We start from the raw sequence: 25,813 nt of genomic DNA on the forward strand, positions 1-25,813 counted from the left end.
TGTGTCTGGGCAAAACAAAACCCCTTGAAGCGCAAGCCTCAAGGGGTTTGTGGGTGCTGCAGGCTACCGCTTAGACGTTGAAGCGGAAGTGCATCACATCACCGTCTTTGACGATGTAGTCCTTGCCTTCCAGACGCCACTTACCGGCTTCCTTGGCACCGCTTTCACCCTTGAACTGGATGAAGTCGTCATAGGCCACCACTTCAGCGCGGATGAAGCCTTTTTCGAAGTCAGTGTGAATCACACCCGCCGCCTGTGGCGCGGTGGCACCGACCCGCACGGTCCAGGCGCGGACTTCCTGCACGCCGGCAGTGAAGTAGGTCTGCAGGTTCAGCAGCTCGTAACCGGCGCGGATCACGCGGTTCAGGCCAGGCTCTTCAAGGCCCAGGGCCTCCAGGAACATGTCTTTCTCTTCACCGTCATCCAGCTCGGCGATTTCTGCTTCGATCTTGTTGCACACCGGCACCACGACCGCGCCTTCTTCCTCGGCAATGGCCTTGACCACGTCCAGGTGCGGGTTGTTGTCGAAGCCGTCTTCAGCGACGTTGGCGATGTACATCACCGGCTTGCTGGTCAGCAGGTGGAAGCCACGGATCAGGGCCTTTTCGTCCTCAGCCATGTTCTTCATCAGGCTGCGCGCAGGCTTGCCTTCGGTGAAGTGCGGGATCAGCTTTTCCAGAATGGCCTTCTGCGCCAGGGCATCCTTGTCGCCACCCTTGGCGTTGCGCGCTACCTTCTGCAGTTGCTTTTCGCAGCTGTCGAGGTCGGCGAAGATCAGTTCGAGGTCGATGATCTCGATGTCACGCTTGGGGTCGACGCTGTTGGAAACGTGGATCACGTTCTCGTCTTCGAAGCAGCGCACAACGTGGGCAATAGCGTCGGTTTCGCGGATGTTGGCGAGGAACTTGTTGCCCAGGCCTTCGCCTTTCGAGGCACCGGCAACCAGGCCGGCGATGTCGACGAACTCCATGGTGGTCGGCAGGATGCGGTTCGGCTTGACGATTTCAGCCAGCGCAGCCAGACGCGCATCGGGCATCGGCACGATCCCGCTGTTCGGCTCGATGGTGCAGAAAGGGAAGTTCTCCGCCGCGATGCCAGACTTGGTCAAGGCGTTGAACAGGGTGGACTTGCCGACGTTGGGCAGGCCGACGATGCCGCAATTGAAACCCATGGGTATTCCCCTCTCTAAAGGAAATCAGGCCTTCTGGCTGTGCAGCTCGCGCATCGCCTTGGCAAAATCGCCGGCAAGCACGTCCGGCAGCACGCCGAGGGCAAAATCGATGCTGGCGTCGAGCTTCTCCTGCTCGGCGCGCGGCGCGCGGCCCAGGACGAAGTTGGAGACCAGTTTGGCGTCACCCGGGTGGCCGATGCCAAGCCGCAGGCGGTGGAAGTCGTTCTGGTTGCCGAGCTGCGCGATGATGTCGCGCAGGCCGTTGTGCCCCCCATGGCCGCCGCCGCGCTTGAGCTTGGCAACGCCCGGAGGCAGGTCGAGTTCGTCGTGCGCCACCAGGATCGCTTCCGGCTTGATGCGGAAGAAATTGGCCAATGCCGCTACGGCCTGACCGCTACGGTTCATGTAGGTGGTGGGGATCAACAAACGAACGTCGTTGCCCTGATGGCTGAACTTAGCCGTCAGGCCGAAATATTTTTTGTCAGCGGTCAGCGATACACGCTGGGCGCTGGCAATGCGTTCAACGAAAAGAGCCCCTGCGTTATGCCGGGTCTGTTCGTATTCGGGGCCGGGGTTACCCAGGCCAACGATCAACTGGATGGCGGTCACGTCAGGGGCTCTTCCTTGGAGTTGGTGGGTTACAGGGCGCGGCGCGCACTGTAACCCGATCAACACCGGCGTGCGAGTGGATTACTCGGCAGCGCCTTCGTCAGCAGCTTCAGCGGCAACGCGCGGAGCGTGAACGTTGGCAACAGCTTTGTCATCACCGTGGGCCAGAGCTACGAACTCTACGCCTTTCGGAGCTTTCAGGTCCGACAGGTGGATGATGGTGCCGATTTCAGCGTTGGCCAGGTCGACTTCGATGAACTCTGGCAGGTCTTTGGCTTCGCAGGAAACTTCGATCTGCGATTCAACGTGCGAGATCTCGCCGCCTTTCTTGACCGGTGCTTCTTCGTTGATGAAGTGCACTGGAACAACAGCAGTCAGCTTCTGGCCAGCTACGACGCGAACGAAGTCGGCGTGCATGATGAAGCCTTTGGCTGGGTGACGCTGCATGGCCTTGACCACGACGTTCTGCTTGGCGCCGTCGACGTTCAGTTCGATAACGTGGCTGAAGGCAGCTTCGTTTTCGAACAGCTTGGCGATTTCCTTGGCCACGATGGTCAGGGATTGGGCTTCTTTATCGCCACCGTAAACTACGGCAGGGATGCTGGCGGCGTGACGCAGGCGGCGGCTCGCACCTTTCCCCAGGTCAGTACGCGCTTGGGCGTTCAGGATGAAATCAGTCATTTTGCTTCTCCAAAATAGCCTCCCGAATGGCGTTTGCGACCAGCGCCAGACGGGGATGGCAAAAAAGCCCCGCCCCAACACAGGTTGGGGCGGGGCGCTTCACATCAACACGTGTTCCGCTTAGCGGAACATCGCGCTGATCGATTCTTCGTTGCTGATGCGGCGTACCGCTTCAGCGACAACCGGTGCGATATCCAGCTGGCGGATACGGTCACAGGCTTGAGCAGCGGCGGACAGCGGAACGGTGTTTGTCACCACCAACTCGTCCAGCACCGACTTCTCGATGTTCTCGATCGCGCGGCCCGACAGGACAGGGTGCGTGCAGTAGGCGTAAACCTTGGCAGCGCCGTGTTCTTTCAGGGCTTTGGCCGCGTGGCACAGAGTGCCGGCGGTGTCGACCATGTCGTCTACCAGGATGCAGGTGCGCCCTTCGACGTCGCCGATGATGTGCATGACCTCGGAGTGGTTTGCCTTCTCACGGCGTTTGTCGATGATACCCAGATCGACGCCCAGGGACTTGGCGACGGCGCGTGCGCGCACAACACCACCGATGTCCGGGGAGACGATCATCAGGTTCTCGAAACGCTGGTCTTCGATGTCGTCAACCAGTACGGGCGAGCCGTAGATGTTGTCGACGGGGATATCGAAGAAGCCTTGGATTTGGTCAGCGTGCAGGTCGACGGTAAGTACACGGTCGATACCTACGACAGTGAGCATGTCAGCAACGACTTTGGCGCTGATGGCTACACGTGCCGAACGCGGACGGCGGTCCTGGCGGGCATATCCGAAGTAAGGAATCACGGCGGTGATTCGGGATGCTGAGGAGCGGCGGAAGGCGTCGGCCATCACTACCAGTTCCATCAGGTTATCGTTGGTCGGGGCACAGGTCGGCTGAATAATGAAAACGTCTTTACCGCGAACATTTTCATTGATCTCAGTACTGATCTCACCATCGGAGAATTTACCGACAGAGACGTCACCGAGAGGGATATGCAGCTGACGTACGACACGCCGAGCCAGATCGGGGTTAGCGTTCCCCGTAAAGACCATCATCTTGGACACGCGCAGTACCTGAAGGCTGAGGGTATACCTGGATGAGTATAAGGAAAATGGCAGGGGCGGCTGGATTCGAACCAACGCATGGCAGGATCAAAACCTGCTGCCTTACCGCTTGGCGACGCCCCTGTATCTGTTGCTTGCGAACGCTTATGCGCTCGACTTCTTGACCAGACTTTGCAGCTTGCGATGCAACATCGAAACATTGCTTCCTTTCGCCACAAACCCTGTTTGGGTCGCTGAAAGAAGGGCCAGAACTTTATCAGCTTCGGCTTTGCTTGGGAAGGCCCCAAACACACAACTTCCAGTGCCGGTTAGCCGAGCCTCAGTGAATTTTCCCAGTGAATTCAACGCATTGCGAACTTCTGGGTAATTCTGCTCTACCACCGGTTGGCAGTCATTTCGACTGTTTCCCTCGGGAACGGGGCGCATCTTAAGGGGGAGAGAATCACGTGTCAACTGTGGATGTGAAAAAATTTCTACTGTGCTGACAGACACTTGCGGCACCAGCACGACATACCAGGGTTCCTCCGGGTCGACCGGGGTCAGTTGCTCGCCCACACCCTGGGCGAACGCGGCGTGGCCGCGTACGAACACCGGCACATCGGCACCCAGGCTCAGCCCCAGTGCGGCCAGGCGGTCTTCGTCCCAGTCCAGTTGCCACAGGTGGGCGAGGGCCAGCAGGGTGGTGGCGGCATCCGAGCTGCCGCCACCGATGCCACCGCCCATGGGCAGTACCTTGGTCAGCCAGATGTCGGCGCCCAAGGTGGTACCGGACTGTTCCTGCAGCGCGCGCGCGGCGCGCACGATCAGGTTGCTGTCGTGCGGTACCGCAGCGATCTCGGTGTGCAGGCGAATCACGCCATCGTCACGCAGGGCGAAACTCAGTTCGTCGCCATGGTCCAGAAACTGAAATACCGTTTCCAGTTCGTGGTAGCCATCTGCGCGGCGGCCGATGATGTGCAGCCACAGGTTGAGCTTGGCCGGGGCGGGCAGGGTGAGCTTTTGCATGCGATCAATGCCCCAGCTGGCGCGGCTGCCAGTCCTTGACCACCAGGGTCACGTCCAGGTCCTTGCCGTGCAGCTTCAGGCGCTCGGGCAACCAGTAGCCGTTCTGTTCGGTGTAGCTCAGGTATTGCACCTGCCAGCCATCCTGGTCGAGGCTGGCCAGGCGGCTGTCGCCATCCAGGGTCAGCTTGCTCTTGCTGTCGGGGGCGGGCAGGCCGCGTACCCACCAGACCAGGTGCGACACCGGCAGCTGCCAGCCCAGTTGTTCTTCCAGCAGGGCTTCCGGGCTGGTGGCTTCGTAGCGGCCCTGGTTGGCCACTTCCAGCACCACGCCACCCGGGCGGCCGGTCAGGCGTGCGGCGCCACGGCCCAGCGGGCCTGCCAGGCGAATGTCGTAATAGTCCTGACGCTGCAGCCAGAACAGCGTGCCGCTGCCGGAATCGCGCGGGGCGCGGATGCCGACCTTGCCGTTGATCTGCCAGCCATCGAGGCTGCTCAGCTGCTCTTTGTGGGCGCGCCACTGCTGCGGGTCGCCGTGGCCCTGCAGGGCCTCGCGGCTACCGAAGCCGGCACAGCCGGCCAGCAGGGCGATCAGGGTGAAGGTGATGCAATGGCGCAGGAACATGGCGTTAAAGGGTCTCGGATCCGGTCAGGCGCAGGATGGTCTTGCGCAGGATGGGGCTGTCGGGCTGGGCTTCGAAGCCTTTGGCCCAGACCTGGCGGGCTTCGCGGCGCTTGCCGTTGGCCCACAGTACTTCGCCCAGGTGGGCAGCCACTTCATGGTCGGGGAAGTTGGCAAAGGCCAGGCGCAGGTAGGTTTCGGCGGCGTCGAGGTTGCCCTGGCGGTAGTTGACCCAACCCAGGCTGTCGAGCACTGCCGGGTCGTCCGGCGTCAGCTGGTGGGCCTTGTCGATCAGCGACTGGGCTTCGGCGTAGCGGGTGGTGCGGTCGGCCAGGGTGTAGCCCAAGGCGTTCAGGGCCATGGCGTTTTCCGGCTCGCGGGCGATGATGGCGCGCAGGTCTTTTTCCATCTGCGCCAAGTCGTCGCGTTTCTCGGCCAGCATGGCGCGGGTATAGAGCAAGTTGAGGTCGTCGGGGTAGCGCTGGATGGCTTGCTGGAGCACTTGGCTGGCCTGGGCATCCTTGTTGTTGTTGCTGTAGCTTTCCGATTCGATCAGGTACAGCTGGATGGCGTAGTCCGGTTGCGCTTCGCGGGCTTCGGCGAGCAGGCGCGAAGCCTCGCTGGCGCGGCCGTTGGCGATCAGGATGTCAGCCTGGCGCAGCTGCGCCGGCAGGTAGTCGGGGCCGGGGCCCACCAGGGCGTATTCGCGCAAGGCGCCGGCGGGGTCGTGGCGTTCTTCGCGGATGCGCCCCAGGTTGAGGTGGGCGGCGTCAACGTTGCTATCGCGTTCGACCAGCTCCTGCAGATAGCCTTCAGCTTCATCCCAGTCCTTGTTCTCCAGGCATACCAGGGCTAGCGAGTAGCGCAGCTCGTCATCGTCCGGGTACTGCTGGACCAGGCTGAGGAACTCGCCTTTCGCGTCGGCGATGCGGTCCTGCTCGACGAGGGTGCGCGCGTAGGTCAGGCGCAGGCGCTTGTCGTCCGGGTTGTCACGAATGGCCCCGCGCAGCAATGGCAGGGCCTCCGGACCACGGTCCAGGGCCTGGAGCAGGCGGGCGCGCAGCAGGACCGGGGCGATTTCGCCGTTCTGCGCGGGGTGCGACTCGAGCAGTTCCAGGGCTTCCTCGGCCTTGCCGTCCTGGTTCAGCAGCAGGGCCTTGCCGAAGACCAGCTGGCCGTTATCCGGGTATTTCGCCAGCAGCCGCTCGAAGCTTTGCAGCAGGCCGTCGCGGGTGCTTTGGTCGGTTTCGGCGGCTGACAGGGCGAGGAAATCGAAATGGGTATCGCCCTGGCCTTGCAGAACCTTTTCCATATAGGCCATGGAATCGTCATAGCGGCCGGCGCGGGCCAGCTGGATGGCGGCGGCACGCTGGGCGTCGAGGTTCTGCGGGTCGTTGCGCGCCCAGACCAGGGCATTGTCCAGCGACGGCTCGTCGGCGCCCAGGTATTCGGCAATGCGGTAGGCCCGTTCGGAAATCCCGGGGTCCTGGGTTTTTGCCGCCTGGTCGGTGTAGTTGGCCAGGGCTATGTCGAAACGGTTGCGCTGGCCGGCCAGCTCTGCCACCAACAGGCTATAGAGTGTGTCCTGCTTGAACGAACCATACACCACGGGCTTTTCCGCCTCTGCCTTGCCAGCTTCGGCGACGGGAGGCTCGGCCTTTTGCGGGGCCAGGCTCTGGCAGCCCTGGAGCAGGGCGAAGGCAAGCAGCAATGCGTATGGTTTGTTCATAGAAGGCTTATTAGGAGGACTCACCGGCGGTCGGAGCATGATGACACAAGCGCGGTGGCAAACCCACCTGCGAAGGTATGAAGCATACGCTCAGCATATGCAGACCGCGCTGCCCGCGCAGGGTTCGCCTCAGGCTTGCCATGATGCCCAGCGCTCGTGCTCGCTCTCATGCTGCTGCTGCTGCTGCTGCTGCTGCTTCTGCTTCTGCTTCTGCTTCTGCTTCTGCTTCTAAGCGCGCGATAGTTCAGGCGACGCAGATTGCGACTTCAGGAGGCCTCACTCCGGCCTCGCTCCCGGCAGGACCGCGCCAAGGCCCCATCCTGGGGCCTCAGCGCTTGACGGGCATCCATGCCCGTCACCTGCCTCCGCAATGCCTGCGTTCGGCCTCCTGAAGTCGCGAAGATCAAGATCAAAAGCTAGATCAAAAGCTAGATCGAAGGCTGAAATCTGCCTCGGGCCTCAGCTGGAGGCGGCGATAGCCGCAGGGCTATCAGCGCAATAGCGAACGGTGGTTGTCCTAAAACCTGCGAAAGAGGACAATTATCGGCTTCCCGTCACAACCAGCGACCTTGCATGGCCTTTCTTGCACTTGGTATCAACCATAAGACTGCCTCGGTAGACGTACGCGAGCGCGTGGCGTTTACCCCAGAGCAGCTGGTAGACGCCCTGCAGCAGCTCTGCCGACTGACGTCCAGCCGCGAAGCGGCGATCCTGTCGACTTGCAACCGCAGTGAGCTCTATATAGAGCAGGACCACCTGTCCGCCGACGCCGTGCTGCAATGGCTGGCCGATTACCACCGCCTCAGCCTCGACGAGCTGCGCGCCAGTGCCTACGTGCATGAAGAACACGATGCCGTGAAGCACATGATGCGCGTGGCCTCGGGCCTCGACTCGCTGGTACTCGGCGAGCCGCAGATCCTCGGCCAGATGAAGTCCGCCTACGCCGTGGCCCGCGAAGCGGGTACCGTCGGGCCGTTGCTCGGGCGCCTGTTCCAGGCCACCTTCAGCGCCGCCAAACAGGTGCGCACCGACACCGCCATCGGCGAAAACCCGGTGTCGGTGGCATTTGCCGCCGTCAGCCTGGCCAAGCAGATCTTCGCCGACCTCGGCCGCAGCCAGGCCCTGCTGATCGGCGCCGGCGAAACCATTACCCTGGTCGCCCGCCACCTGCATGAGCAAGGCGTGCGCCGCATCGTCGTCGCCAACCGCACCCTCGAGCGCGCCAGCACCCTCGCCGAGCAGTTCGGCGCGCATGCCGTACTGCTGGCCGACATCCCCCAGGAACTGGCCAATAGCGACATCGTCATCAGCTCTACCGCCAGCCAGTTGCCGATCCTCGGCAAGGGCGCGGTCGAGAGCGCGCTGAAGCAACGCCGGCACAAGCCGATTTTCATGGTCGACATCGCCGTCCCCCGCGATATCGAACCTGAAGTCGGCGAACTGGACGACGTTTACCTGTACACCGTCGACGACCTGCACGACGTGGTGGCAGAAAATCTCAAGAGCCGCCAGGGCGCGGCCCAGGCCGCCGAAGAACTGGTTACAGTAGGCGCTGAAGACTTCATGCTGCGCCTGCGCGAGCTGGCTGCGGTGGATGTGCTCAAGGCCTATCGCCAGCAAAGCGAGCGCCTGCGCGACGAAGAACTGCAAAAGGCCCAGCGCCTGCTGGCCAACGGCGGCAACCCCGAAGACGTGTTGGCCCAACTGGCCCGGGGCCTGACCAACAAACTCCTGCATGCGCCCAGCGTGCAGTTGAAAAAGCTCTCGGCTGAGGGGCGCGTCGATGCGCTGGCCATGGCCCAGGAACTCTTTGCCCTCAACGAGGGCTCGACGGACAAATCCCCGCAATGAAAGCGTCGCTGCTGAACAAACTGGAAATTCTCCAGGACCGCTTCGAAGAACTCACCGCACTGCTCGGTGATGCCGAGGTCATTTCCGACCAGACGCGCTTTCGCGCGTATTCCCGCGAATACGCCGAGGTCGAGCCGGTCTACGCTGCTTATAAAGCGTGGCGCAAAGTCCAGGACGACCTCGAAGGCGCCCAGGCGCTGCTCAAGGACAGTGACCCGGACCTGCGCGAAATGGCCGTGGAAGAAGTGCGTGAAGCCAAGGAGCAACTGCTGACGCTGGAGGCGCAGCTGCAGCGCATGCTGCTGCCCAAGGACCCCAACGACGGCCGTAACGTGTTCCTCGAAATCCGTGCCGGTACCGGTGGCGACGAGGCGGCGATCTTCTCCGGCGACCTGTTCCGCATGTATTCGCGTTATGCCGAAAAACGTGGCTGGCGCCTGGAAATCCTGTCCGAGAACGAGGGCGAGCACGGCGGCTACAAGGAAATCATCGCCCGCGTCGAGGGCGAGAACGTGTATGGCAAGCTCAAGTTCGAGTCCGGCGCCCATCGCGTGCAGCGCGTGCCGGAAACCGAATCCCAAGGCCGTGTCCATACGTCTGCCTGCACCGTGGCGGTACTGCCCGAGCCGGACGAACAGGCAGCTATCGAGATCAACCCGGCCGACCTGCGCGTCGACACCTATCGCGCATCCGGTGCCGGTGGCCAGCACGTCAACAAGACCGACTCGGCAATCCGCATCACCCACTTGCCCACCGGTATCGTGGTGGAGTGCCAGGAAGAACGTTCCCAGCACAAGAACCGTGCCCGTGCCATGTCGTGGTTATCGGCCAAGCTGAACGACATGCAGACCAGCGCCGCACAGAACGCCATTGCCAGCGAGCGCAAGCTGCTGGTGGGTTCCGGTGACCGCTCCGAACGCATCCGTACCTACAATTACCCACAGGGGCGGGTGACCGATCACCGTATCAACCTGACCTTGTACTCGCTGGACGACATCCTCAGCGGTGGCGTAGAGGCGGTGATCGAACCGTTGCTGGCCGAATACCAGGCTGATCAACTGGCCGCCCTGGGGGACTGATGACCATCATCGCCAGCCTGCTGCGCAACGCGCAGCTGCCCGAATCGCCTACCGAGCGCCTGGACGCCGAACTGCTGCTGGCCGCGGCCATCGGCAAGTCGCGCAGCTATCTGCACACCTGGCCCGAGCGGATTGTCAGCAGCGAAGATGCCGAGACCTACGCCGGCTACCTGCAGCGCCGTCGGGGTGGTGAGCCAGTGGCTTATATCCTTGGCCAGCAGGGCTTCTGGAAGATCGATCTGGAAGTCGCGCCGCATACCCTGATCCCGCGGCCGGATACCGAGCTGCTTGTCGAGACTGCCCTGGAACTGCAAGCCGCCTCGCCAGCCAAGGTTCTTGACCTGGGCACCGGCACCGGTGCTATCGCTCTGGCTCTGGCCAGCGACCGGCCGGCCTGGCAGGTGACTGCGGTCGACCGGGTGGAGGAAGCCGCAGCCCTGGCCGAGCGCAATCGCCAGCGTCTAGGCCTGAACAACGCCCAGGTACGCGTCAGCCACTGGTTCGACAGCTTGGTCGGTGAGCGTTTCGACCTCATCGTCAGTAACCCGCCTTACATTGCCGCAGCAGACCCGCATCTGGTGGCTGGCGATGTACGCTTCGAGCCCAGCAGCGCCCTGGTGGCCGGTGCCGATGGCCTGGACGACCTGCGTGTGATCGCCGCCCAGGCCCCGGCGCATCTGTTGCCGGGGGGCTGGTTGCTGCTGGAGCACGGCTACGATCAGGCTGCTGCCGTCCGCGCCTTGCTGGCTGAGCAAGGCTTTGTCGAGGTCGCCAGTCGTACCGACCTGGGCGGCCATGAACGCATTACCTTGGGGCGCCTGCCATGCTAAGTGATGAGGAACTGCTGCGTTACAGCCGCCAGGTACTGCTGGCGCAGATCGACATCGACGGCCAGTTGCGGCTCAAGCAAAGCAAGGCGCTGATCGTCGGGCTGGGGGGCCTGGGCTCGCCGGTTGCCTTGTACCTGGCTGCTGCTGGTGTAGGGGAACTGCACCTGGCCGACTTCGACACCGTCGACCTCACCAACCTGCAACGCCAAGTGATCCACGACAGTGCCAGCGTCGGCATGAGCAAGGTCGACTCGGCGCTGCAACGTCTGCAGGCGATCAACCCGGAAATCAGCCTGGTCGCCCACCGCCAGGCTTTGGACGAAGACTCGTTGGCCGCCACGGTGGCAGCGGTCGACCTGGTGCTGGATTGCTCCGATAACTTCGCCACCCGCGAGGCGGTCAACGCCGCGTGTGTCGCTGCCGCCAAGCCGCTGGTCAGCGGTGCGGCAATCCGCCTGGAAGGGCAACTGTCGGTATTCGACCCTCGGCGCGACTATAGCCCTTGCTACCACTGCCTGTACGGGCATGGCAGCGAAGCTGAGCTGACGTGCAGCGAAGCTGGGGTTATCGGCCCTCTGGTGGGCCTGGTAGGCAGCTTGCAGGCGCTCGAGGCAATGAAGTTGCTGGCGGGCTTTGGCGAGCCGTTGGTCGGCCGTTTGTTGTTGATCGATGCCCTTGGCACCCGTATCCGCGAGCTGCGCGTCAAGCGCGACCCGGCTTGTGCTGTCTGTGGCAAACGCGATGGCTGAGCGCTCGGCGCCGGTCGGCGTGATGGACTCGGGGGTCGGCGGGTTGTCCGTGCTCGCCGAGATCCAGCGCCTGCTGCCCAACGAGACGTTGCTGTATGTGGCCGATTGCGGGCATATACCCTACGGTGAGAAGTCGCCGGACTACATCCGCGAGCGCTGCCGGCACATTGCCGGGTTCTTCCATGAGCAAGGCGCAAAGGCCATGGTGTTGGCCTGCAACACCGCCACGGTGGCGGCAGTGGCCGACCTGCGAGAGTTGTATCCGGGCTGGCCTTTGGTGGGCATGGAGCCGGCCGTGAAGCCGGCAGCGGCCGCCACGCGCTCGGGTGTGGTGGGTGTGCTGGCTACCACCGGTACCCTGCAGAGTGCCAAGTTCGCGGCCTTGCTCGATCGTTTCGCCAACGACGTGCAGGTTATTACCCAGCCTTGCCCCGGGTTGGTCGAGTTGATCGAAACCGGTGACCTTACAAGCCCGGCGTTGCGCCAATTGCTGCAAGGTTACGTGCAGCCGCTGCTGGCAGCAGGCTGCGATACGCTTATCCTCGGCTGCACCCATTACCCTTTCCTTCGCCCACTGCTGGCTGGCATGGTGCCGGATCATGTAGCCGTGATCGACACCGGCGCGGCCGTGGCGCGTCAGTTGCGACGGCTGCTGGGTGCCAATGACCTGTTGGCTGAAGGCCCGGCCGGCGCTGCACGTTTCTGGACAAGCGCTGACCCAGAAACCTTAAGAAGAATCCTACCTGTGCTGTGGCATAAGTCCGACGATGTGCAAAGCTTTGCGTTGTGAAAAAAACGTGAAAAAAGGCTGAACTATCGTTCCACTTCTGCTTTCTACCGCTTGCCTGAGATGAGGCGGACACTAACAACAGCATCAGGAAGGATGTTTCTTATGAGGAAACTGCTGGGCTTGGCAGCGGCTGCTGCCTTTATTTGGGGGCAAGCGGTGTCGGCACAAGCTGCCGATGTTTCGTTTTCGGTGGGGCAAACCGGCGACTCGACCATGGTCTACCGGTTAGGGCTGCAATCGAACTGGGACGCTAGCTGGTGGCAGACCAGCGTTGGTCGGCTGACCGGCTATTGGGATGGGGCATACACCTACTGGGATGGCGACGAGACCGCGAGCAATCACAGTCTGTCTTTCGCGCCAGTGTTCGTCTATGAATTTGCCGGTGAGTCGGTCAAGCCTTATATCGAGGCGGGGATCGGGGTGGCGGCGTTCTCCAGCACCGAGCTGGAAAGCAACGAGCTGGGTTCGGCATTCCAGTTCGAGGACCGCATCGGCTTTGGTTTGCGCTTTGCCGGCGGGCATGAGATTGGGGTGCGGGCAATTCACTATTCGAACGCCGGCATCAAAGAGCCCAATGATGGTGTAGAAAGCTACAGCCTGCATTACCGAATGGCGCTCTGAGTCCACTTGCATTCACCGCTTCGCGGGCAAGGCCCGCGAAGGCGGTAATGCTGATTTCAGGTACTAGCGCGTCAGCGGCCACAGGCTGCTGAGTTCCAGAGTCTCCAGGACCAGTTCCGGTTCTGCCTGAGGCCACCGCCGCAATAACTCTTCTGCAGCACTGCCGGGTGTCCACTCCTCTGGTATCGCCTGTGCGGACGTCACCGTTACCTTCAGCGATTGTGGCCCAACGATAGTCAGGGCTACCCCTTGCTGCTCAAGGGCCTTGCGCTGCTCACGCATCCATTGCGGCAAGGTGTTCCAGCCTGCGGTCACCTGCGTCGGCGCAAACAGCTGCAGCGCCGAATAACGGTTGAAAAGCGCCATCACTTGCGGCGACTGCCCCTTTGCCAACAACGGCAGCGCTTTGCTCAGGCAATGCTCAGCGGCTAGTTGGTTGGTAGTGACGATCGTTTCAATCAACTCGCTGTCACCCACATTGTCTGGCAAGTAATCGCTGGTGCCGGTGTTGATGATCAGCCCGTCCAGCGAGCACCAGGCATGGCAAATTTGTTGGCACGCATCGGTGACTTGTTGCTCATCATGCAACCCCCACGGCACCTGCAACAATTGGCTGCCGTAACGTGCCCGCAACGCTTCCAGCACAGCGCTGTCCTTGCCACTTGCGGCAACGCGATGCCCTTCATCGAGCATCCGCTCCACCAAAGCCAAGCCAAGTCCGTTGCTTGCGCCTGTAACCCAGAAACTGCGCGAGTTAATCAAGACGTTATCCCCTAATTCTGCCGGCGTGGCAGCCCTTTGAACGCATCCAGGGCCCGCTGGCGACTGCTGCTGAGATCTACGATTGGACTTAGGTATGAAGTATTACCGAAAAGGTCCGTCGATTTAATGGGTTGATGGATGGCTTTTTCATCGAGCGTTTGCAGTTCGGGTACCCAGTGGCGAATGAACTGCCCCTCAGGGTCGAAGCGCTGCGATTGCGAAACCGGGTTGAAGATACGGAAATAGGGCACCGCATCGGTGCCGGTGGACGCGCTCCACTGCCAGCCGCCGTTGTTGGCTGCCAGGTCACCGTCTATCAGGTGGCGCATGAAGTGGCGCTCGCCCTTGCGCCAGTCGATCAGCAGGTTCTTGCTGAGGAACATGGCCACGACCATGCGCAGGCGGTTGTGCATCCAGCCTGTGTGCAGCAGTTGGCGCATCGCGGCGTCGATGATCGGGATGCCGGTGCGGCCTTGTTCCCACGCTTCGAGGTCGTCGGGTGCATCGCGCCATGGCAGGGCCTCGGTATGGGCGCGGAATGCGCGGTGGCGTGACACCTGTGGATAACCGTGCAGGATATGCTTGTAGAACTCACGCCAGAGCAGCTCGTTGATCCAGGTCTGCACGCCCGTGCTGCCACTGTCGAACTCGCCCCGGTTGCTGGCCAGGGCGCCATGCAGGCACTGGCGCGGTGAAATGACACCCGCAGCCAGATAAGTGGAGAGCTGGCTGGTACCGGGCTTGGCCGGCAGGTCGCGCAACTGGTGGTAGTCGTCGATGTTCTCGTCAAGAAAGCGCGACAGCCTGGTCTGTGCCTCTGCTTCACCTGCGGGCCAGTGCTCACGCAATGCATGCGCGGTTTTTTCGAACCCGTCGATGTGTTGGGGAATCGGGTCGCTCCCGATGTTCAGCGGTGCCTGGCGCTTCACCCGATGGGCCAGCGCAGGCAAGCTGCGGTGCAAGTGTTCCAGGCAGTTTTTCTTGAACTGGCTGAACACCTGGAAGTAATCGCCACTGCGGGTCAGGATGGTGCCGGGGCGGAATAGCAGCTGATCGAGATGGCTATGTGCCTGGATAGCCGATTTTTCAAGCATTGCGCGGGTAGCATCGTCCCGGCGCTGCTCGTTGATGCCATATTCCTCGTTCCAGTGCACGCTTTGCACCTGATGCTGGCGGCAGACATCAAGGACGGCTTGCGGCGCCTGGTCCCAGGTACTGACTTTACGGATCAGTAGCGGAATGTTGAGCTTTTCCAGCGACTGGCGCAGGTCGCGCAGATTACGCAACCAGAAGTCGACTTTGCAGTCGGCGTCGTCGTGCGCTTGCCATTGCCCGGGGCTGACCAGCCACAACGCGATGGTTGGGCCGCGTTCGGCAGCGGCGCTAAGAGCGGTGTTGTCATCGATGCGCAGATCGTTGCGCAGCCAAGTCAGGTGCATGGGGCATTCATCTCTACAGGCTGGCGGTCATGCGCTTGTAGCAAGCGCAATGCCGCCTGCGGGGTATCGAACAGGAAAAGGTCGGGCAGCTCGGATTCCCTTAGCTGGGCTTCATGCAAGGCGACCATGCTGCCGCCCAGCAGCTTCGGGCCTGGCATGCCCTGCAGAGAACGCAGCAACGCTTTGTCGTCGATGCGCGGCCCCAAATGCAGAAGCACGGCGCGTGGCTGGAAGGCGCTGAGCGCGGTTTGCAGTTGTGGGGCGGATACCGGCTGTTCCAGCACCTCGACCGGGAAGCCATTGCTGGTGAACAACCACGCGCATAACCACAAGCCAGGGTTGAAGGTACGTTCGCAGTCCTCCGCAAGCAGTACAGCGGGGCCTTGCAGCAGCTGGTTGTCGTGGTACACGCGAGCACCGAGCTTGCTGCGCAGCCAACCGTGAAAGAACACCTGCTCCAGCCGCGCATTGAAATAATTGCGCCAGCGCAGGTCGAGCAGGTCGAGCAGCGGGAGCAGCAGTTGCTCGCACAGGGTCACGGCGGGGTACAGGGCCATGGCCTGGTTAAGCTGCTGGTCTAGGGCACGCTGTGACAGGCTGGCGATGGCTTCGATCAGCTGGAACTGCCTGGCTTGCCAGTCACCCTTGGGCGCTGTGCTGGCCGGTTTGTCGAGCAAGTCACGGACCTGGCCGACTGAGGCACCACGTTGCAGCCAGGCCAGGATCGCCTCGACCCGCTCAACCTGCTCCAGCGGATACAGGCGATGCCCCTTCGCAGTGCGCTGAGGCTTGAGCAGGCCATAACGACGCTCCCAGGCGCGCAGGGTGACCGGGTTGACGCCGGTGCGGCGCGCCAGTTCGCCGATGGGCAGTAACGCGTCAGACCGCATTGCGCAAGCCCAGGCTTTCGGGGTGCGGCTGCAGGTAGGCCTGCTGTTGCAGGTACGGGTCAGGGTGCTTGCGCAAATGGTGCTTGAGCAGGGTCAACGGCACCACCAGCGGCACCACGCCTTTATGGTACTGGCCAATGACTGTCTGCAACTCGTCCTTGTCCTGTTGGGTCAGGGCATTCTTGAAGTAGCCGCACAGGTGCTGCAGCACGTTGCAGTGGGTGCCCCGGCTGGCGCAGCGGCGCAGGGCCTGCATCAGCTGGCTGAAGTAGAGCTGGCCAATGGCTTGGGGGTCGACATCCTTGTCCATGCTGCCAAGCAGGCGACCAAGGGTGCGATAGGCCTGCGGATTGTTGGCCATCAGCAAATACTTGTAGCGTGAGTGGAAGCGCACCAACGCGCCCCGGCTGAGGCCTTCGGCCACTACGCGCTGCCAGTCAGCATAGGCGTAGACGCGGCTGATGAAGTTCTCGCGCAGCACAGGGTCGTGCAGGCGGCCTTCTTCCTCGACCGGCAGATCGGGGCGCAGTTCGCAGAAAGCCTGGGCATATACACCGCGGCCGCCATTCATGGCTGGGTAGCCATTGTCCTGGTACACCTTGACGCGCTCCAGGCCACAAGAGGGCGATTTCTGCATGAAGATATAGCCGCAGATGTCGTCGAGCTGGCTGGCCATCTGCTCGCCATAGCTGCGTAGCGGGCCGGTCACGTCCATGCCCGGGTTGCGAGTACCCACCACTTCCGGTTGTTCGGGGTTGCCGATAAGGCGAATCGGATCGCGTGGCACGCCCAAGCCAATAGCCACCTCCGGGCATACCGGCGACCAGTCGAAGTGTTGTTCGAGTTGCGTGCGGCACAGGTCAGAGGACTTGTGGCCACCGTTATAGCGCACGCTGTGCCCGGTCAGGCAGGCGCTGATGGCGATACGCGGCTTGCTGTGGGCGGAAGGGTCGTGCATGGCTGCCTCCATAAACCTGTACGTAAGTAAAATCTTGTACAGGTTTATTCCAGCACAGCACAGAAGTTATGCAAACCACTATTTTTGTATAGTGCTAAATCACTCCAGGTGTTCGAGCAGCCGTCGCGCCGCTTCCTGGCCACTGAGCCAGGCACCTTCGACCCGCCCGGACAGGCACCAGTCGCCACAAGCGTACAAGCCCTGGTCGGCATCGGCCAAGGCGCCCCATTCATGGTTGCTGCTGGGGCGAGCGTATAGCCAGCGGTGGGCCAGGGCAAAGGTTGGCTCGGGTACCACGCAGCCGACCAGCTCGGCGAATTCGCCCCACAGCTGTTCGATGACTTCTTCCTTGGACAGGTCGATGTGCTGCCGGCTCCAGTCGGCAGTGGCGTGCAGTACCCAGGTGTCGAGCTGTTCGTCCCGGCCTGGCTTGCTGCGGTTGCGGGCCAGCCAGTCGAGTGGGTTGTCCTGGACGAAGCAGCCTTGCATCGGTGTGTCCAGGGCTGCCTGGAAGGCCAGTGCAACGGCCCAGGTAGGCTCCATCTGCACACCCGCAGCCACCGCCGCCAGTTTCGGGGTGGCGGCCAGCAGTGGCGTGGCCTGGGGGGCAGGGACTGCGATCACGACGCGGCTGTAGGGGCCGTGGCTGCAGCCTTCGGTGTCCTGCAGGTGCCAGTACTGTTTGCCGCGGAACACTTCGGCAATGCGGCAGCCGAAATTGACCGTGACGTCCTTGAGCAGGCCGCGGGTGATGGCACTCATTCGTGGCACGCCGACCCAGCGCGTCTGCTCGTCCGGGGAAGGGCTGAGGGTGCCATCCCGGTAGTTGTACAGCTGCGGTTTCCACTGTTCGGCCCAGCCGGCGGCAACCCATTGCTGCACCTGGTCGACAAAGCGCCGGTCACGCGCAGTGAAATATTGGGCACCGAGGTCGAGTGCGCCGGCCTCGCTGCGCTTGCTGGCCATGCGCCCCCCACTGCCGTGGCCTTTGTCGAACAAGTGCACGGATTGCCCGGCCTTCTGCAGGGCTTGGGCGGCTGACAGGCCGGCGATACCGGCCCCGATGATGGCAATAGGTACTGTCATGATGGCCTCTTCGAACCTTGCTGTGAGCAGAGTACGCTTTCAGGCAAACCTGTACAATGTGCAAAATTTGTATAAGGTTATTCCGCTTAAGCGGTCAGGTTGGCCTATGTTTATCCGAGAGCGTCGGGTCAAAAAAGTGCCTTGATGTTAAAAATAGACCACCGCCGCATTCTGCGAGGACACAGCCATGCATATATTGCTGACGGGCGGCACTGGGTTGATTGGCAAGCACCTTTGCCACTACTGGCTTGGCCAGGGCCATCGGCTGACAGTGTGGAGCCGGCGCCCTCAGGATGTGCCGAAAATTTGCGGCACTGGCGTACGGGGTATCGCCCGGTTGGAGCAGCTGGAGCCGGATGATCAGCTCGACGCGGTGGTCAACCTCGCGGGGGCGCCGATTGCCGACCGGCCTTGGACGGCTGCCCGGCGCAACCTGCTGTGGGCCAGCCGCATTACGCTCACCGAGCAGCTGCTGGCTTGGCTCGGCACCCGGGAGCAGCGCCCGGAAGTGTTGATTTCGGGGTCTGCGGTGGGCTGGTACGGTGATGGCGGTGAGCGCGAGCTGACCGAGGCCTCAACCCCCGTGCGGGAAGATTTCGCCAGCCAGTTATGCATTGCCTGGGAAGAGACCGCCCAGCGTTCACAGGCCCAGGGTATTCGCGTGGTGCTGGTGCGTACCGGGTTGGTGCTGGCCAGCGACGGCGGCTTTTTGTCGCGCCTGCGCGTACCGTTCAAACTGGGACTGGGCGGGCCTCTGGGCGACGGGCGGCAATGGATGCCCTGGGTCCATATAGACGACCAGGTCGCCCTGATTGATTTTCTGTTGCAGCACAAGGATGCCAGCGGTCCTTATAATGCCTGCGCGCCCGAGCCGGTGCGCAACCGCGAGTTCGCCAAGCGCCTGGGCCGTACCTTGCACCGGCCGGCACTGCTGCCGGTGCCCGCATTTCTGCTGAAGGCAGGCTTGGGCGAGCTGTCGATGCTGCTGCTCGGTGGCCAGCGAGCGCGCCCGGTGCGCTTGCTCGCGGCAGGCTTCACCTTCCGTTTCAACGATCTGCAATCGGCCCTGGACAATTTGTCCAGCCGCCTCTGACATAGGACGCTGCATGACCGATCATGCCCTGCTGCTGGTCAACCTGGGTTCCCCGGCCTCCACCTCGGTGGCCGATGTACGCCGCTACCTCAACCAGTTCCTCATGGACCCGTACGTGGTCGACCTGCCGTGGCCGGTGCGGCGCTTGCTGGTGTCGCTGATCCTAATCAAGCGCCCAGAGCAATCGGCTCATGCCTACGCTTCGATCTGGTGGGAGGAGGGCTCGCCTCTGGTGGTGCTGACCCGTCGGCTGCAGGCCGCGATGGTCGAGCACTGGCCACATGGCCCAGTGGAAATTGCCATGCGCTACGGCCAGCCAGCGTTGCCTGATGTGTTGGAGCGGCTGGCCGCCCAAGGTGTGCGCAAGGTGACTTTGGCGCCGCTGTATCCACAGTTCGCCGACAGCACGGTGACCACGGTGGTCGAGCTGGCAAAACAGACAGTCAGCGAGCGCCAGTTGCCGTTGCAGATGCGTGTGCTGCAGCCGTTCTACGAGCACCCGGCGTACATCGAGGCGCTGGCTGCCAGTGCCCAGCCGTACCTTGAGACGGGTTACGACCACCTGCTGTTGAGCTTCCATGGTTTGCCGGAACGGCACCTGAAAAAGCTGTTTCCGAAAGGGGTCAAGCACGACCTGCGTGCCGCCGATTGCTGCTACGAAGCGACCGCCGAAGTACGTTCGGTTTGCTATCGCGGGCAATGCCTGGCTACGGCCAAAGCCTTTGCGCAGAGAATGGGCATACCTGATGGCAAGTGGTCAGTATCGTTCCAGTCGCGGCTGGGCCGGGACAAGTGGATCGAACCCTACACCGAGACGCGGTTGGATGAGCTGGCCAAGGCAGGTGTGAAGAAGCTGCTGGTGATGTGCCCGGCGTTTGTGGCGGATTGCATCGAAACGCTGGAAGAGATAGGCATGCGTGGCAGCGAGCAGTTTGTCGAGGCGGGTGGCCGGGAGTTGGTGCTTGTGCCGTGCCTGAATGATCACCCGGAGTGGGTGAGGGTGTTGGCTGATATGTGTGAAAATGCCTGAATCGAAGGGGCCGCCTTGCGGCCCCTTCCGACCGTTTATACATCCAGCTTCTTGTGCTTCCAGCCATCATTGCCCGGCAGAATCAGGTTCAGGGCAATAGCCACAATGGCGCACAGGGCGATGCCCTTCAGGCCCCAGTCATCCGGGCCGTCCCCGCTGCCGATCAGCACGCCGCCGATACCGAACACCAGTGTCACCGAGACGATCACCAGGTTGCGTGCTTCGGCCAGGTCGATCTTGTGGCGGATCATGGTGTTCATGCCCACCGCTGCGATCGAGCCGAACAGCAGGCACAGAATGCCGCCCATCACCGGCACCGGGATGCTCTGCAGCAGCGCGCCGAACTTGCCGATGAACGCCAGGGTAATGGCGAAGACCGCCGCCCAGGTCATGATCTTCGGGTTGTAGTTCTTGGTCAGCATCACCGCGCCGGTCACTTCGGCATAGGTAGTGTTGGGCGGGCCGCCGAACAGGCCGGCTGCAGTGGTCGCCAGGCCGTCCCCCAGCAACGTCCGGTGCAGGCCAGGCTTCTTCAGGTAGTCACGACCGGTCACGCTGCCCACTGCAATCACCCCGCCGATATGCTCGATCGCCGGCGCCAGCGCAACCGGAACGATGAACAGAATGGCCTGCCAGTTGAACGCAGGGGCGGTGAAATTGGGGATTTCCAGCCACGGTGCGGCAGCGATCCTGGCGGTGTCGACCACGCCAAAGGCGAACGACAGGGCAAAGCCCACCAGCACGCCGGAGATGATGGGTACCAGGCGGAAAATGCCCTTGCCGAATACGGCAACGATCAAGGTTGTCAGCAGCGCTGGCATCGAGATCAGCATGGCCGTCTTGTACGGCATCAGCGCTGCACCATCCCCACCTTTGCCCATTGCCATGTTGGCGGCGATAGGCGCCATGGCCAGGCCGATGGAGATGATTACCGGGCCGATCACCACGGGCGGCAGCATGCGGTCGATGAAACCGGTGCCTTTGATTTTTACCATCAGGCCCATGAAGGTGTACACGAAGCCTGCAGCCATCACGCCGCCCATGGTCTCGGCCAGGCCGAACTGGCCCTTGGCGAGGATGATAGGGGTGATGAAGGCAAAGCTCGACGCCAGGAACACCGGTACCTGACGGCCGGTGACCAGCTGGAACAGCAAGGTGCCGATGCCGGCAGTGAACAGCGCGACGTTCGGGTCCAGGCCGGTGATCAGGGGCATCAGCACCAGCGCGCCGAATGCCACGAAAAGCATCTGCGCGCCCGAAACGACCTGGCGCCAGAGCGGGTCGTTGAAGCCGTCCTGCATGGTCAGGCGTCCTTTTGCTTGGTGCCGAAGATCTTGTCACCGGCATCGCCCAGGCCTGGCACGATGTAGCCGTGCTCGTTCAGGCGCTGGTCGATCGAGGCGGTGTAGATTTTCACGTCCGGGTGGGCTTTTTCCACCACCTCGATGCCTTCTGGCGCGGCGACCAGCACCATGGCGCGAATCTCTTTGCAGCCAGCCTTTTTCAGCAGGTCGATGGTGGCGACCATCGAACCGCCAGTGGCCAGCATTGGGTCGATGATCAGGGCCAGGCGCTGGTTGATGTCTGGCGCGAGCTTTTCCAGGTAGGTGTGGGCTTCCAGGGTTTCTTCGTTGCGGGCAACGCCGACGGCGCTGACCTTGGCACCCGGGATCAGGCTGAGCACGCCATCGAGCATGCCGATGCCGGCGCGCAGGATCGGTACTACAGTGATCTTCTTGCCGGCGATTTTTTCCACCGAGACCTTGCCACACCAGCCGTCGATCTCGTAGGTTTCGAGTGGCAGGTCCTGGGTGGCCTCATAGGTCAGAAGGGCGCCGACTTCCTGGGCGAGTTCGCGAAAATTCTTGGTGCTGATATCGGCACGGCGCATCAGGCCGAGCTTGTGGCGGATCAGCGGATGGCGGATCTCACGAGTGGGCATAGGGGGGCTCCGAAAGGCGGGCAAAAAAACCGCGCTAGATTAATCTATTCAGCCTGTGCTGTCGTCTGGTCATTCTGGACGTTAGTCCATAAATGCTTGATCTGTGACGAGCGGATGCGTACCTTTGCCCGCTTTTCCAAATTGCACCCCGGAGAGCGCCATGTCCGCCGATCTCGAGCATATCCGTCAAGTCATGCGTGAAGCTGACTGCCTGTACACCGAAGCCGAAGTCGAAGCGGCCATCGCCAAGGTTGGCGAGCAGATCTGCAAAGACCTGCACGACAAGAACCCGGTGGTGTTCTGCGTAATGAACGGTGGCCTGATCTTTTCCGGCAAACTGCTGACCCACCTGCAGTTCCCGCTGGAAGCCTCGTACCTGCACGCCACCCGCTACCGCAACCAGACCAGCGGCGGCGAGTTGTTCTGGAAGGCCAAGCCGGAAGTGTCGTTCATCGACCGTGACGTGCTGATCGTCGACGACATCCTCGACGAAGGCCACACCCTCAGCGCCATCATCGAATTCTGCAAGCATGCCGGCGCGCGCTCGGTGCACACTGCGGTGCTGATCGACAAGGACCACGACCGCAAGGCCAGCCCGGACCTCAAGGCCAACTACGTGGGCCTGCCCTGCGTCGACCGCTACATCTTCGGTTACGGCATGGACTACAAAGGCTACTGGCGCAACGCCAACGGCATCTTCGCCGTGAAGGGGCTGTGATCATGCGCCAGCCTGCGTTCATCGACCAATCGCTGTTCGCCGGGCTGGCCGAAAAGGCTGCTGCCAACCCGCGCGGGCGGCAGCATCACACCTTCCACGAAATGGAAGATCCGTGCCATCGCATGGCGGTCGGGCTGCAGCCGACGACCTACATCCCACCGCACCGCCACCTGAGCGCCGACAAGGCAGAGACCTTGCTGGTGCTCAAGGGGCGCTTCGGCCTGCTGATTTTCGATGAGCAGGGCGGGGTCACTGCCAAGCGGGTGCTGCAGGCTGGGGGCGACTGCCTGGGTGTCGACCTGGCGCCGGGTACCTACCATGGCTTGGTGGTGCTGGAGCCCGACAGCATCCTGTTCGAGTGCAAGGCTGGGCCGTACCGGCCGGTAGGCGAGGGCGAGCACGCGCACTGGGCGCCGCGCGAGGGTGAGGCGGGTGTAGCCGACTACCAGGCCTGGTTGCGCGCGCAGTTCGATTGATGGCGCCGGTACAGCCCAGACACAGCGTGCTAGAGTGCTCCTTCATACAAGGAGCCTCACATGCGTGCGATTCTTCCCCTCCTGTTGGCGTTCAGCCTGCCACTCGCCGCCGCACCCCTGCACAGCCAGTTCCTGCCACCTGACGACCTGTCCCTGCGCCAGGAAGCGCCGACCAGCCAGCAACTGCTGCAAGTGACCGATTACTCGGTGGTAGTCGGGGCCCAGCGCCAGTCCGACCAGCAACCGATCCCGATCACTTCGTCGCTGCAGGTGCGCCTGAAAGGCAAGCCGTTGAGCAAGGGGGCCACCATCGCCCAGGTGCTGCTGACCTTCGACGGTGAAGCCGCCAAGAGCCTGAAGAAGCCGGTGTATGACGAAAAAAACCGCACCTTGAGCCTGAATTACCCAGTTAGCGACTACCGGGTGATCATGGACCTGTTGCGCAACGAAACGCTGTACGTGCAGTTTCTTACGTATGGCAACGGCCATATATGGGCCGACTTGCACACCGGCACCGTACGTACGCGTTGAGGCGCGTAGCCTGCGAGGGGTAAACTGCCGGCCTTCGAAATTCCGTGATGGTCCAGTTGGAGTCGGCAATGCGTAAAGACAAGAAACAGGTAATCGGTGACGAAATCAGCGACGACTACATCAAGTCGTTCCTTCAGTTCGAGCCGGCCGATGGCGTGACCTCGCCGTCGCTGCACAAGCTGGTCAAGGCTTACCGTGGCCTGCGCGTCGATGACTTCGAGCGCTTTGTCGGCTTTTTCGTCGAAGCTGGCCTGGACCTGGATGGCAAGGACGAGCACGGCAAGACCTTCGTCGAGCAGATTGCCGACCAGCGCAATGCGCCTGAGTACATCGAGATCATCGATAACGCCCGCGGCTGATAGATCGCCAGACACAAAAAAACGCCCCGAGGGGCGTTTTTTCGTTAGCGGGCGGTTCAGGCGTAATGCTTGGCCGCCGGGCTGCTTTCTGCCAGGTCCAGCGCCACGTCGTTTTCGGCACTGATCTTGTGGTACAGGGCAGCATCGGTCGCCAGGGTCTTCTCGCGTGCGGGGAAGATTTCCTTGAGCTTGGCAGCCCAGGCACCCTTGGCCTGCTCGGGGAAGCAGCGCTCGATCAGTTCCAGCATGATCGATACGGTTACCGAAGCGCCCGGCGATGCGCCGAGCAGGGCCGCCAGGCTGCCGTCCTGTGCCGAGACCAGCTCGGTACCGAACTGCAGCACGCCGCCTTTCTTCGGGTCTTTCTTGATGATCTGGACGCGCTGACCCGCCACTTCCAGGCGCCAGTCTTCAGCCTTGGCCTGTGGATAGAAGCGACGCAGGGCTTCCAGGCGCTGCTCCATCGACTGCATCACTTCGCTGACCAGGTACTTGGTCAGGTCCATGTTGTCGCGGGCCACGGCCAGCATTGGGCCAATGTTGCCCATGCGTACCGACAGCGGCAGGTCCATCAGCGAACCGTGCTTGAGGAACTTGGTAGTGAAACCGGCATACGGGCCGAACAGCAGCGAAGTCTTGCCGTCCACGACGCGGGTGTCCAGGTGCGGTACCGACATCGGCGGGGCGCCGACCGCGGCCTGGCTGTAGACCTTGGCCTGGTGCTGCTTGACGATTTCCGGGTTGTCGCAACGCAGCCATTGGCCGCTGACCGGGAAGCCGCCGAAGCCCTTGCTTTCCGGGATGCCGGACAACTGCAGCAACGGCAGGGCCGCGCCACCGGCGCCGAGGAACACAAAGCGGGCATCCACTTCGCGGCTGCCACCGCTGTTGACGTCCTTGATGCTCACGGTCCAGCCGCTGCCATTACGGCGCAGGCCAACGACTTTCTTGCTGTACTTGACCTGCGCGTCCGGCGAGTCGCCCAGCAGCTTGAGCAGCTTGTTGGTCAGGGCGCCGAAGTTGACATCGGTACCTTTGGCCACGCGGGTTGCGGCGATATGCTGGTCGGCCGGGCGGCCAGGCATCATCAGCGGCATCCAGTCGTTCATCACGGCCTTGTCTTCGGTGTATTCCATGTCGGCGAAGGCGTGGTGCTGCTTGAGCAGCTCGAAGCGCTTCTTGAGGAAGGAAACACCCTTGTCGCCCTCGACGTAGCTCAGGTGCGGGACAGGGTTGATGAACGCACGCGCCGAGCCGAAGTTGCCCTTCTTGCTCAGGTAGGCCCAGAACTGGCGCGAAACCTCGAACTGGGTGTTGATGTGCACGGCCTTCTTGATGTCGATGCTGCCATCGGCGGCCTGCGGCGTGTAGTTCAGCTCGCACAGGCCGGCGTGGCCGGTACCAGCGTTGTTCCAGGGGTTGGAGCTTTCCGCGGCTCCGGAGTCCATTGCCTCGACGACCTCAAGCTTCAGGTTCGGGTCAAGCTCCTTGAGCAGTACGGCCAGGGTGGCACTCATGATGCCCGCGCCTACCAGTACCACATCAACCGATTCGTTCTGCGCCATTTAACGCGTCTCCACAATCTACAGCTACCTAATTGACAGCATAGGACCTGGGTTCGCCAGGGTCGCCATGTCCGACTTTTCGCAGTTCTTTCAACTTCCGCGGACACCGCCAATCAGTCTTCGGGTTCAGGTATTGAACGCCGTTTGCCACAGGTGCGGCAATTCGAC

General features: G+C 62.2%; 27 protein-coding genes and 1 tRNA gene. 12 read left to right on the plus strand and 16 right to left on the minus strand.

What is annotated here, in order from left to right; genetic code table 11:
* Window positions 1–70: 70 nt before the first annotated feature.
* The 8 genes from ychF to DMX11_RS16560 all read right to left on the minus strand — a co-directional run bounded on the left by ychF (window position 71) and on the right by DMX11_RS16560 (window position 6,876).
* Window positions 71–1,171 carry a redox-regulated ATPase YchF gene (ychF, locus tag DMX11_RS16525; protein WP_110745480.1) on the minus strand — a complete coding sequence of 367 codons (1,101 nt, stop codon included), beginning with the start codon at window positions 1,169–1,171 and terminating at the stop codon, window positions 71–73.
* 24 nt (window positions 1,172–1,195) lie between these two features.
* Window positions 1,196–1,780: an aminoacyl-tRNA hydrolase gene (pth, locus tag DMX11_RS16530; RefSeq protein ID WP_009686183.1), complete on the minus strand. Its 585-nt coding sequence runs from the start codon at window positions 1,778–1,780 to the stop codon at window positions 1,196–1,198.
* 81 nt (window positions 1,781–1,861) lie between these two features.
* Complete coding sequence (locus DMX11_RS16535) at window positions 1,862–2,461, minus strand: 50S ribosomal protein L25/general stress protein Ctc (protein ID WP_110745481.1); 600 nt, start codon at window positions 2,459–2,461, stop codon at window positions 1,862–1,864.
* Window positions 2,462–2,581: 120 nt separating this feature from the next.
* Window positions 2,582–3,523, minus strand: coding sequence for a ribose-phosphate pyrophosphokinase (locus DMX11_RS16540; RefSeq protein ID WP_003247410.1), 942 nt, complete (start codon window positions 3,521–3,523; stop codon window positions 2,582–2,584).
* Window positions 3,524–3,571: 48 nt separating this feature from the next.
* A tRNA-Gln gene (locus DMX11_RS16545) sits at window positions 3,572–3,646 on the minus strand.
* A 21-nt stretch (window positions 3,647–3,667) separates the two neighbouring features.
* Complete coding sequence (gene ispE / locus DMX11_RS16550; protein WP_110745482.1) at window positions 3,668–4,528, minus strand: 4-(cytidine 5'-diphospho)-2-C-methyl-D-erythritol kinase; 861 nt, start codon at window positions 4,526–4,528, stop codon at window positions 3,668–3,670.
* A 4-nt stretch (window positions 4,529–4,532) separates the two neighbouring features.
* Entirely contained in the window at window positions 4,533–5,150 is a 618-nt protein-coding gene (lolB, locus tag DMX11_RS16555) for a lipoprotein insertase outer membrane protein LolB (RefSeq protein WP_012270479.1), read from the minus strand.
* A gap of 4 nt (window positions 5,151–5,154) precedes the next feature.
* On the minus strand, window positions 5,155–6,876 hold the full coding sequence (locus tag DMX11_RS16560) for a tetratricopeptide repeat protein (protein WP_110745483.1): 1,722 nt from the start codon (window positions 6,874–6,876) through the stop codon (window positions 5,155–5,157).
* 573 nt (window positions 6,877–7,449) lie between these two features.
* On the opposite strand from DMX11_RS16560, the gene hemA reads away from it, so the two are divergent.
* From hemA to DMX11_RS16590, 6 genes are all read left to right on the plus strand, one after another.
* The gene (gene hemA, locus DMX11_RS16565) at window positions 7,450–8,727 is read left to right on the plus strand and encodes a glutamyl-tRNA reductase (RefSeq protein WP_110745484.1); all 1,278 of its coding nucleotides are present in this window, start codon (window positions 7,450–7,452) and stop codon (window positions 8,725–8,727) included.
* Window positions 8,724–9,806, plus strand: coding sequence for a peptide chain release factor 1 (gene prfA, locus DMX11_RS16570; protein WP_110745485.1), 1,083 nt, complete (start codon window positions 8,724–8,726; stop codon window positions 9,804–9,806). Before hemA ends, prfA begins: the two co-directional genes overlap by 4 nt.
* On the plus strand, window positions 9,806–10,636 hold the full coding sequence (prmC, locus tag DMX11_RS16575) for a peptide chain release factor N(5)-glutamine methyltransferase (protein WP_110745486.1): 831 nt from the start codon (window positions 9,806–9,808) through the stop codon (window positions 10,634–10,636). The genes prfA and prmC overlap by 1 nt, the downstream gene beginning before the upstream one ends.
* Window positions 10,630–11,385, plus strand: coding sequence for a molybdopterin-synthase adenylyltransferase MoeB (locus DMX11_RS16580; protein WP_110745487.1), 756 nt, complete (start codon window positions 10,630–10,632; stop codon window positions 11,383–11,385). Before prmC ends, DMX11_RS16580 begins: the two co-directional genes overlap by 7 nt.
* Complete coding sequence (gene murI / locus DMX11_RS16585) at window positions 11,378–12,175, plus strand: glutamate racemase (RefSeq protein ID WP_110745488.1); 798 nt, start codon at window positions 11,378–11,380, stop codon at window positions 12,173–12,175. The genes DMX11_RS16580 and murI overlap by 8 nt, the downstream gene beginning before the upstream one ends.
* A gap of 102 nt (window positions 12,176–12,277) precedes the next feature.
* Entirely contained in the window at window positions 12,278–12,796 is a 519-nt protein-coding gene (locus tag DMX11_RS16590) for an acyloxyacyl hydrolase (protein ID WP_110745489.1), read from the plus strand.
* 63 nt (window positions 12,797–12,859) lie between these two features.
* Here the strand turns inward: DMX11_RS16590 and DMX11_RS16595 are convergent, their stop codons facing one another.
* The 5 genes from DMX11_RS16595 to DMX11_RS16615 form a co-directional block, all read right to left on the minus strand.
* Window positions 12,860–13,558 (minus strand): SDR family oxidoreductase, encoded by a 699-nt coding sequence (locus DMX11_RS16595; RefSeq protein ID WP_110745490.1) that lies wholly within the window; start codon window positions 13,556–13,558, stop codon window positions 12,860–12,862.
* Window positions 13,559–13,569: 11 nt separating this feature from the next.
* Window positions 13,570–14,997, minus strand: coding sequence for a deoxyribodipyrimidine photo-lyase (gene phrB, locus DMX11_RS16600; RefSeq protein ID WP_110745491.1), 1,428 nt, complete (start codon window positions 14,995–14,997; stop codon window positions 13,570–13,572).
* Window positions 14,988–15,887: a MerR family transcriptional regulator gene (locus DMX11_RS16605; RefSeq protein WP_110745492.1), complete on the minus strand. Its 900-nt coding sequence runs from the start codon at window positions 15,885–15,887 to the stop codon at window positions 14,988–14,990. Before DMX11_RS16605 ends, phrB begins: the two co-directional genes overlap by 10 nt.
* Window positions 15,877–16,845, minus strand: a complete 969-nt coding sequence (locus tag DMX11_RS16610) for a DUF523 and DUF1722 domain-containing protein (protein WP_110745493.1) — start codon at window positions 16,843–16,845, stop codon at window positions 15,877–15,879. The genes DMX11_RS16605 and DMX11_RS16610 overlap by 11 nt, the downstream gene beginning before the upstream one ends.
* A gap of 99 nt (window positions 16,846–16,944) precedes the next feature.
* A complete protein-coding gene (locus DMX11_RS16615) occupies window positions 16,945–17,931 on the minus strand; it encodes an NAD(P)/FAD-dependent oxidoreductase (protein ID WP_110745494.1) in 987 nt (328 codons plus the stop codon).
* Between the two features lie 187 nt (window positions 17,932–18,118).
* Here DMX11_RS16615 and DMX11_RS16620 point away from each other — a divergent pair, with 187 nt between their 5' ends.
* Both DMX11_RS16620 and hemH read left to right on the plus strand, forming a co-directional pair.
* A complete protein-coding gene (locus tag DMX11_RS16620) occupies window positions 18,119–19,024 on the plus strand; it encodes a TIGR01777 family oxidoreductase (protein ID WP_110745495.1) in 906 nt (301 codons plus the stop codon).
* Window positions 19,025–19,037: 13 nt separating this feature from the next.
* Window positions 19,038–20,054, plus strand: a complete 1,017-nt coding sequence (gene hemH, locus DMX11_RS16625; protein ID WP_110745496.1) for a ferrochelatase — start codon at window positions 19,038–19,040, stop codon at window positions 20,052–20,054.
* A 35-nt stretch (window positions 20,055–20,089) separates the two neighbouring features.
* Here hemH and DMX11_RS16630 read toward each other — a convergent pair whose 3' ends face one another.
* Together DMX11_RS16630 and upp are read right to left on the minus strand one after the other, a co-directional pair.
* Window positions 20,090–21,355 (minus strand): uracil-xanthine permease family protein, encoded by a 1,266-nt coding sequence (locus DMX11_RS16630; RefSeq protein WP_110745497.1) that lies wholly within the window; start codon window positions 21,353–21,355, stop codon window positions 20,090–20,092.
* A 2-nt stretch (window positions 21,356–21,357) separates the two neighbouring features.
* Window positions 21,358–21,996, minus strand: a complete 639-nt coding sequence (upp, locus tag DMX11_RS16635; RefSeq protein ID WP_003247366.1) for a uracil phosphoribosyltransferase — start codon at window positions 21,994–21,996, stop codon at window positions 21,358–21,360.
* Between the two features lie 160 nt (window positions 21,997–22,156).
* On the opposite strand from upp, the gene DMX11_RS16640 reads away from it, so the two are divergent.
* The 4 genes from DMX11_RS16640 (at window position 22,157) to DMX11_RS16655 (ending at window position 24,080) form a co-directional block, all read left to right on the plus strand.
* Window positions 22,157–22,714 (plus strand): hypoxanthine-guanine phosphoribosyltransferase, encoded by a 558-nt coding sequence (locus DMX11_RS16640; protein WP_016501490.1) that lies wholly within the window; start codon window positions 22,157–22,159, stop codon window positions 22,712–22,714.
* Window positions 22,715–22,716: 2 nt separating this feature from the next.
* Entirely contained in the window at window positions 22,717–23,190 is a 474-nt protein-coding gene (locus tag DMX11_RS16645; protein WP_110745498.1) for a WbuC family cupin fold metalloprotein, read from the plus strand.
* Window positions 23,191–23,250: 60 nt separating this feature from the next.
* On the plus strand, window positions 23,251–23,721 hold the full coding sequence (locus DMX11_RS16650) for a hypothetical protein (RefSeq protein WP_110745499.1): 471 nt from the start codon (window positions 23,251–23,253) through the stop codon (window positions 23,719–23,721).
* A gap of 68 nt (window positions 23,722–23,789) precedes the next feature.
* Window positions 23,790–24,080 carry a PA4642 family protein gene (locus DMX11_RS16655; protein ID WP_051095858.1) on the plus strand — a complete coding sequence of 97 codons (291 nt, stop codon included), beginning with the start codon at window positions 23,790–23,792 and terminating at the stop codon, window positions 24,078–24,080.
* A 56-nt stretch (window positions 24,081–24,136) separates the two neighbouring features.
* Here DMX11_RS16655 and mqo read toward each other — a convergent pair whose 3' ends face one another.
* Window positions 24,137–25,645: a malate dehydrogenase (quinone) gene (gene mqo, locus DMX11_RS16660; protein WP_110745500.1), complete on the minus strand. Its 1,509-nt coding sequence runs from the start codon at window positions 25,643–25,645 to the stop codon at window positions 24,137–24,139.
* Window positions 25,646–25,813 lie beyond the last annotated feature (168 nt).

The sequence above is a fragment of the Pseudomonas sp. LB-090624 genome, from assembly GCF_003205205.1.
GTDB lineage: Bacteria > Pseudomonadota > Gammaproteobacteria > Pseudomonadales > Pseudomonadaceae > Aquipseudomonas.

Excerpts from the sequence above, each read along its gene's own strand:
- ychF (WP_110745480.1), bottom strand. The coding sequence starts at position 1,171 with ATGGGTTTCAATTGCGGCATCGTCGGCCTGCCCAACGTCGGCAAGTCC.
- DMX11_RS16535 (WP_110745481.1), bottom strand. The coding sequence starts at position 2,461 with ATGACTGATTTCATCCTGAACGCCCAAGCGCGTACTGACCTGGGGAAA.
- ispE (WP_110745482.1), bottom strand. The coding sequence starts at position 4,528 with ATGCAAAAGCTCACCCTGCCCGCCCCGGCCAAGCTCAACCTGTGGCTG.
- lolB (WP_012270479.1), bottom strand. The coding sequence starts at position 5,150 with ATGTTCCTGCGCCATTGCATCACCTTCACCCTGATCGCCCTGCTGGCC.
- DMX11_RS16560 (WP_110745483.1), bottom strand. The coding sequence starts at position 6,876 with ATGAACAAACCATACGCATTGCTGCTTGCCTTCGCCCTGCTCCAGGGC.
- hemA (WP_110745484.1), top strand. The coding sequence starts at position 7,450 with ATGGCCTTTCTTGCACTTGGTATCAACCATAAGACTGCCTCGGTAGAC.
- prfA (WP_110745485.1), top strand. The coding sequence starts at position 8,724 with ATGAAAGCGTCGCTGCTGAACAAACTGGAAATTCTCCAGGACCGCTTC.
- prmC (WP_110745486.1), top strand. The coding sequence starts at position 9,806 with ATGACCATCATCGCCAGCCTGCTGCGCAACGCGCAGCTGCCCGAATCG.
- DMX11_RS16580 (WP_110745487.1), top strand. The coding sequence starts at position 10,630 with ATGCTAAGTGATGAGGAACTGCTGCGTTACAGCCGCCAGGTACTGCTG.
- murI (WP_110745488.1), top strand. The coding sequence starts at position 11,378 with ATGGCTGAGCGCTCGGCGCCGGTCGGCGTGATGGACTCGGGGGTCGGC.
- DMX11_RS16590 (WP_110745489.1), top strand. The coding sequence starts at position 12,278 with ATGAGGAAACTGCTGGGCTTGGCAGCGGCTGCTGCCTTTATTTGGGGG.
- phrB (WP_110745491.1), bottom strand. The coding sequence starts at position 14,997 with ATGCACCTGACTTGGCTGCGCAACGATCTGCGCATCGATGACAACACC.
- DMX11_RS16605 (WP_110745492.1), bottom strand. The coding sequence starts at position 15,887 with ATGCGGTCTGACGCGTTACTGCCCATCGGCGAACTGGCGCGCCGCACC.
- DMX11_RS16610 (WP_110745493.1), bottom strand. The coding sequence starts at position 16,845 with ATGCACGACCCTTCCGCCCACAGCAAGCCGCGTATCGCCATCAGCGCC.
- DMX11_RS16615 (WP_110745494.1), bottom strand. The coding sequence starts at position 17,931 with ATGACAGTACCTATTGCCATCATCGGGGCCGGTATCGCCGGCCTGTCA.
- DMX11_RS16620 (WP_110745495.1), top strand. The coding sequence starts at position 18,119 with ATGCATATATTGCTGACGGGCGGCACTGGGTTGATTGGCAAGCACCTT.
- hemH (WP_110745496.1), top strand. The coding sequence starts at position 19,038 with ATGACCGATCATGCCCTGCTGCTGGTCAACCTGGGTTCCCCGGCCTCC.
- DMX11_RS16630 (WP_110745497.1), bottom strand. The coding sequence starts at position 21,355 with ATGCAGGACGGCTTCAACGACCCGCTCTGGCGCCAGGTCGTTTCGGGC.
- upp (WP_003247366.1), bottom strand. The coding sequence starts at position 21,996 with ATGCCCACTCGTGAGATCCGCCATCCGCTGATCCGCCACAAGCTCGGC.
- DMX11_RS16640 (WP_016501490.1), top strand. The coding sequence starts at position 22,157 with ATGTCCGCCGATCTCGAGCATATCCGTCAAGTCATGCGTGAAGCTGAC.
- DMX11_RS16645 (WP_110745498.1), top strand. The coding sequence starts at position 22,717 with ATGCGCCAGCCTGCGTTCATCGACCAATCGCTGTTCGCCGGGCTGGCC.
- DMX11_RS16650 (WP_110745499.1), top strand. The coding sequence starts at position 23,251 with ATGCGTGCGATTCTTCCCCTCCTGTTGGCGTTCAGCCTGCCACTCGCC.
- DMX11_RS16655 (WP_051095858.1), top strand. The coding sequence starts at position 23,790 with ATGCGTAAAGACAAGAAACAGGTAATCGGTGACGAAATCAGCGACGAC.
- mqo (WP_110745500.1), bottom strand. The coding sequence starts at position 25,645 with ATGGCGCAGAACGAATCGGTTGATGTGGTACTGGTAGGCGCGGGCATC.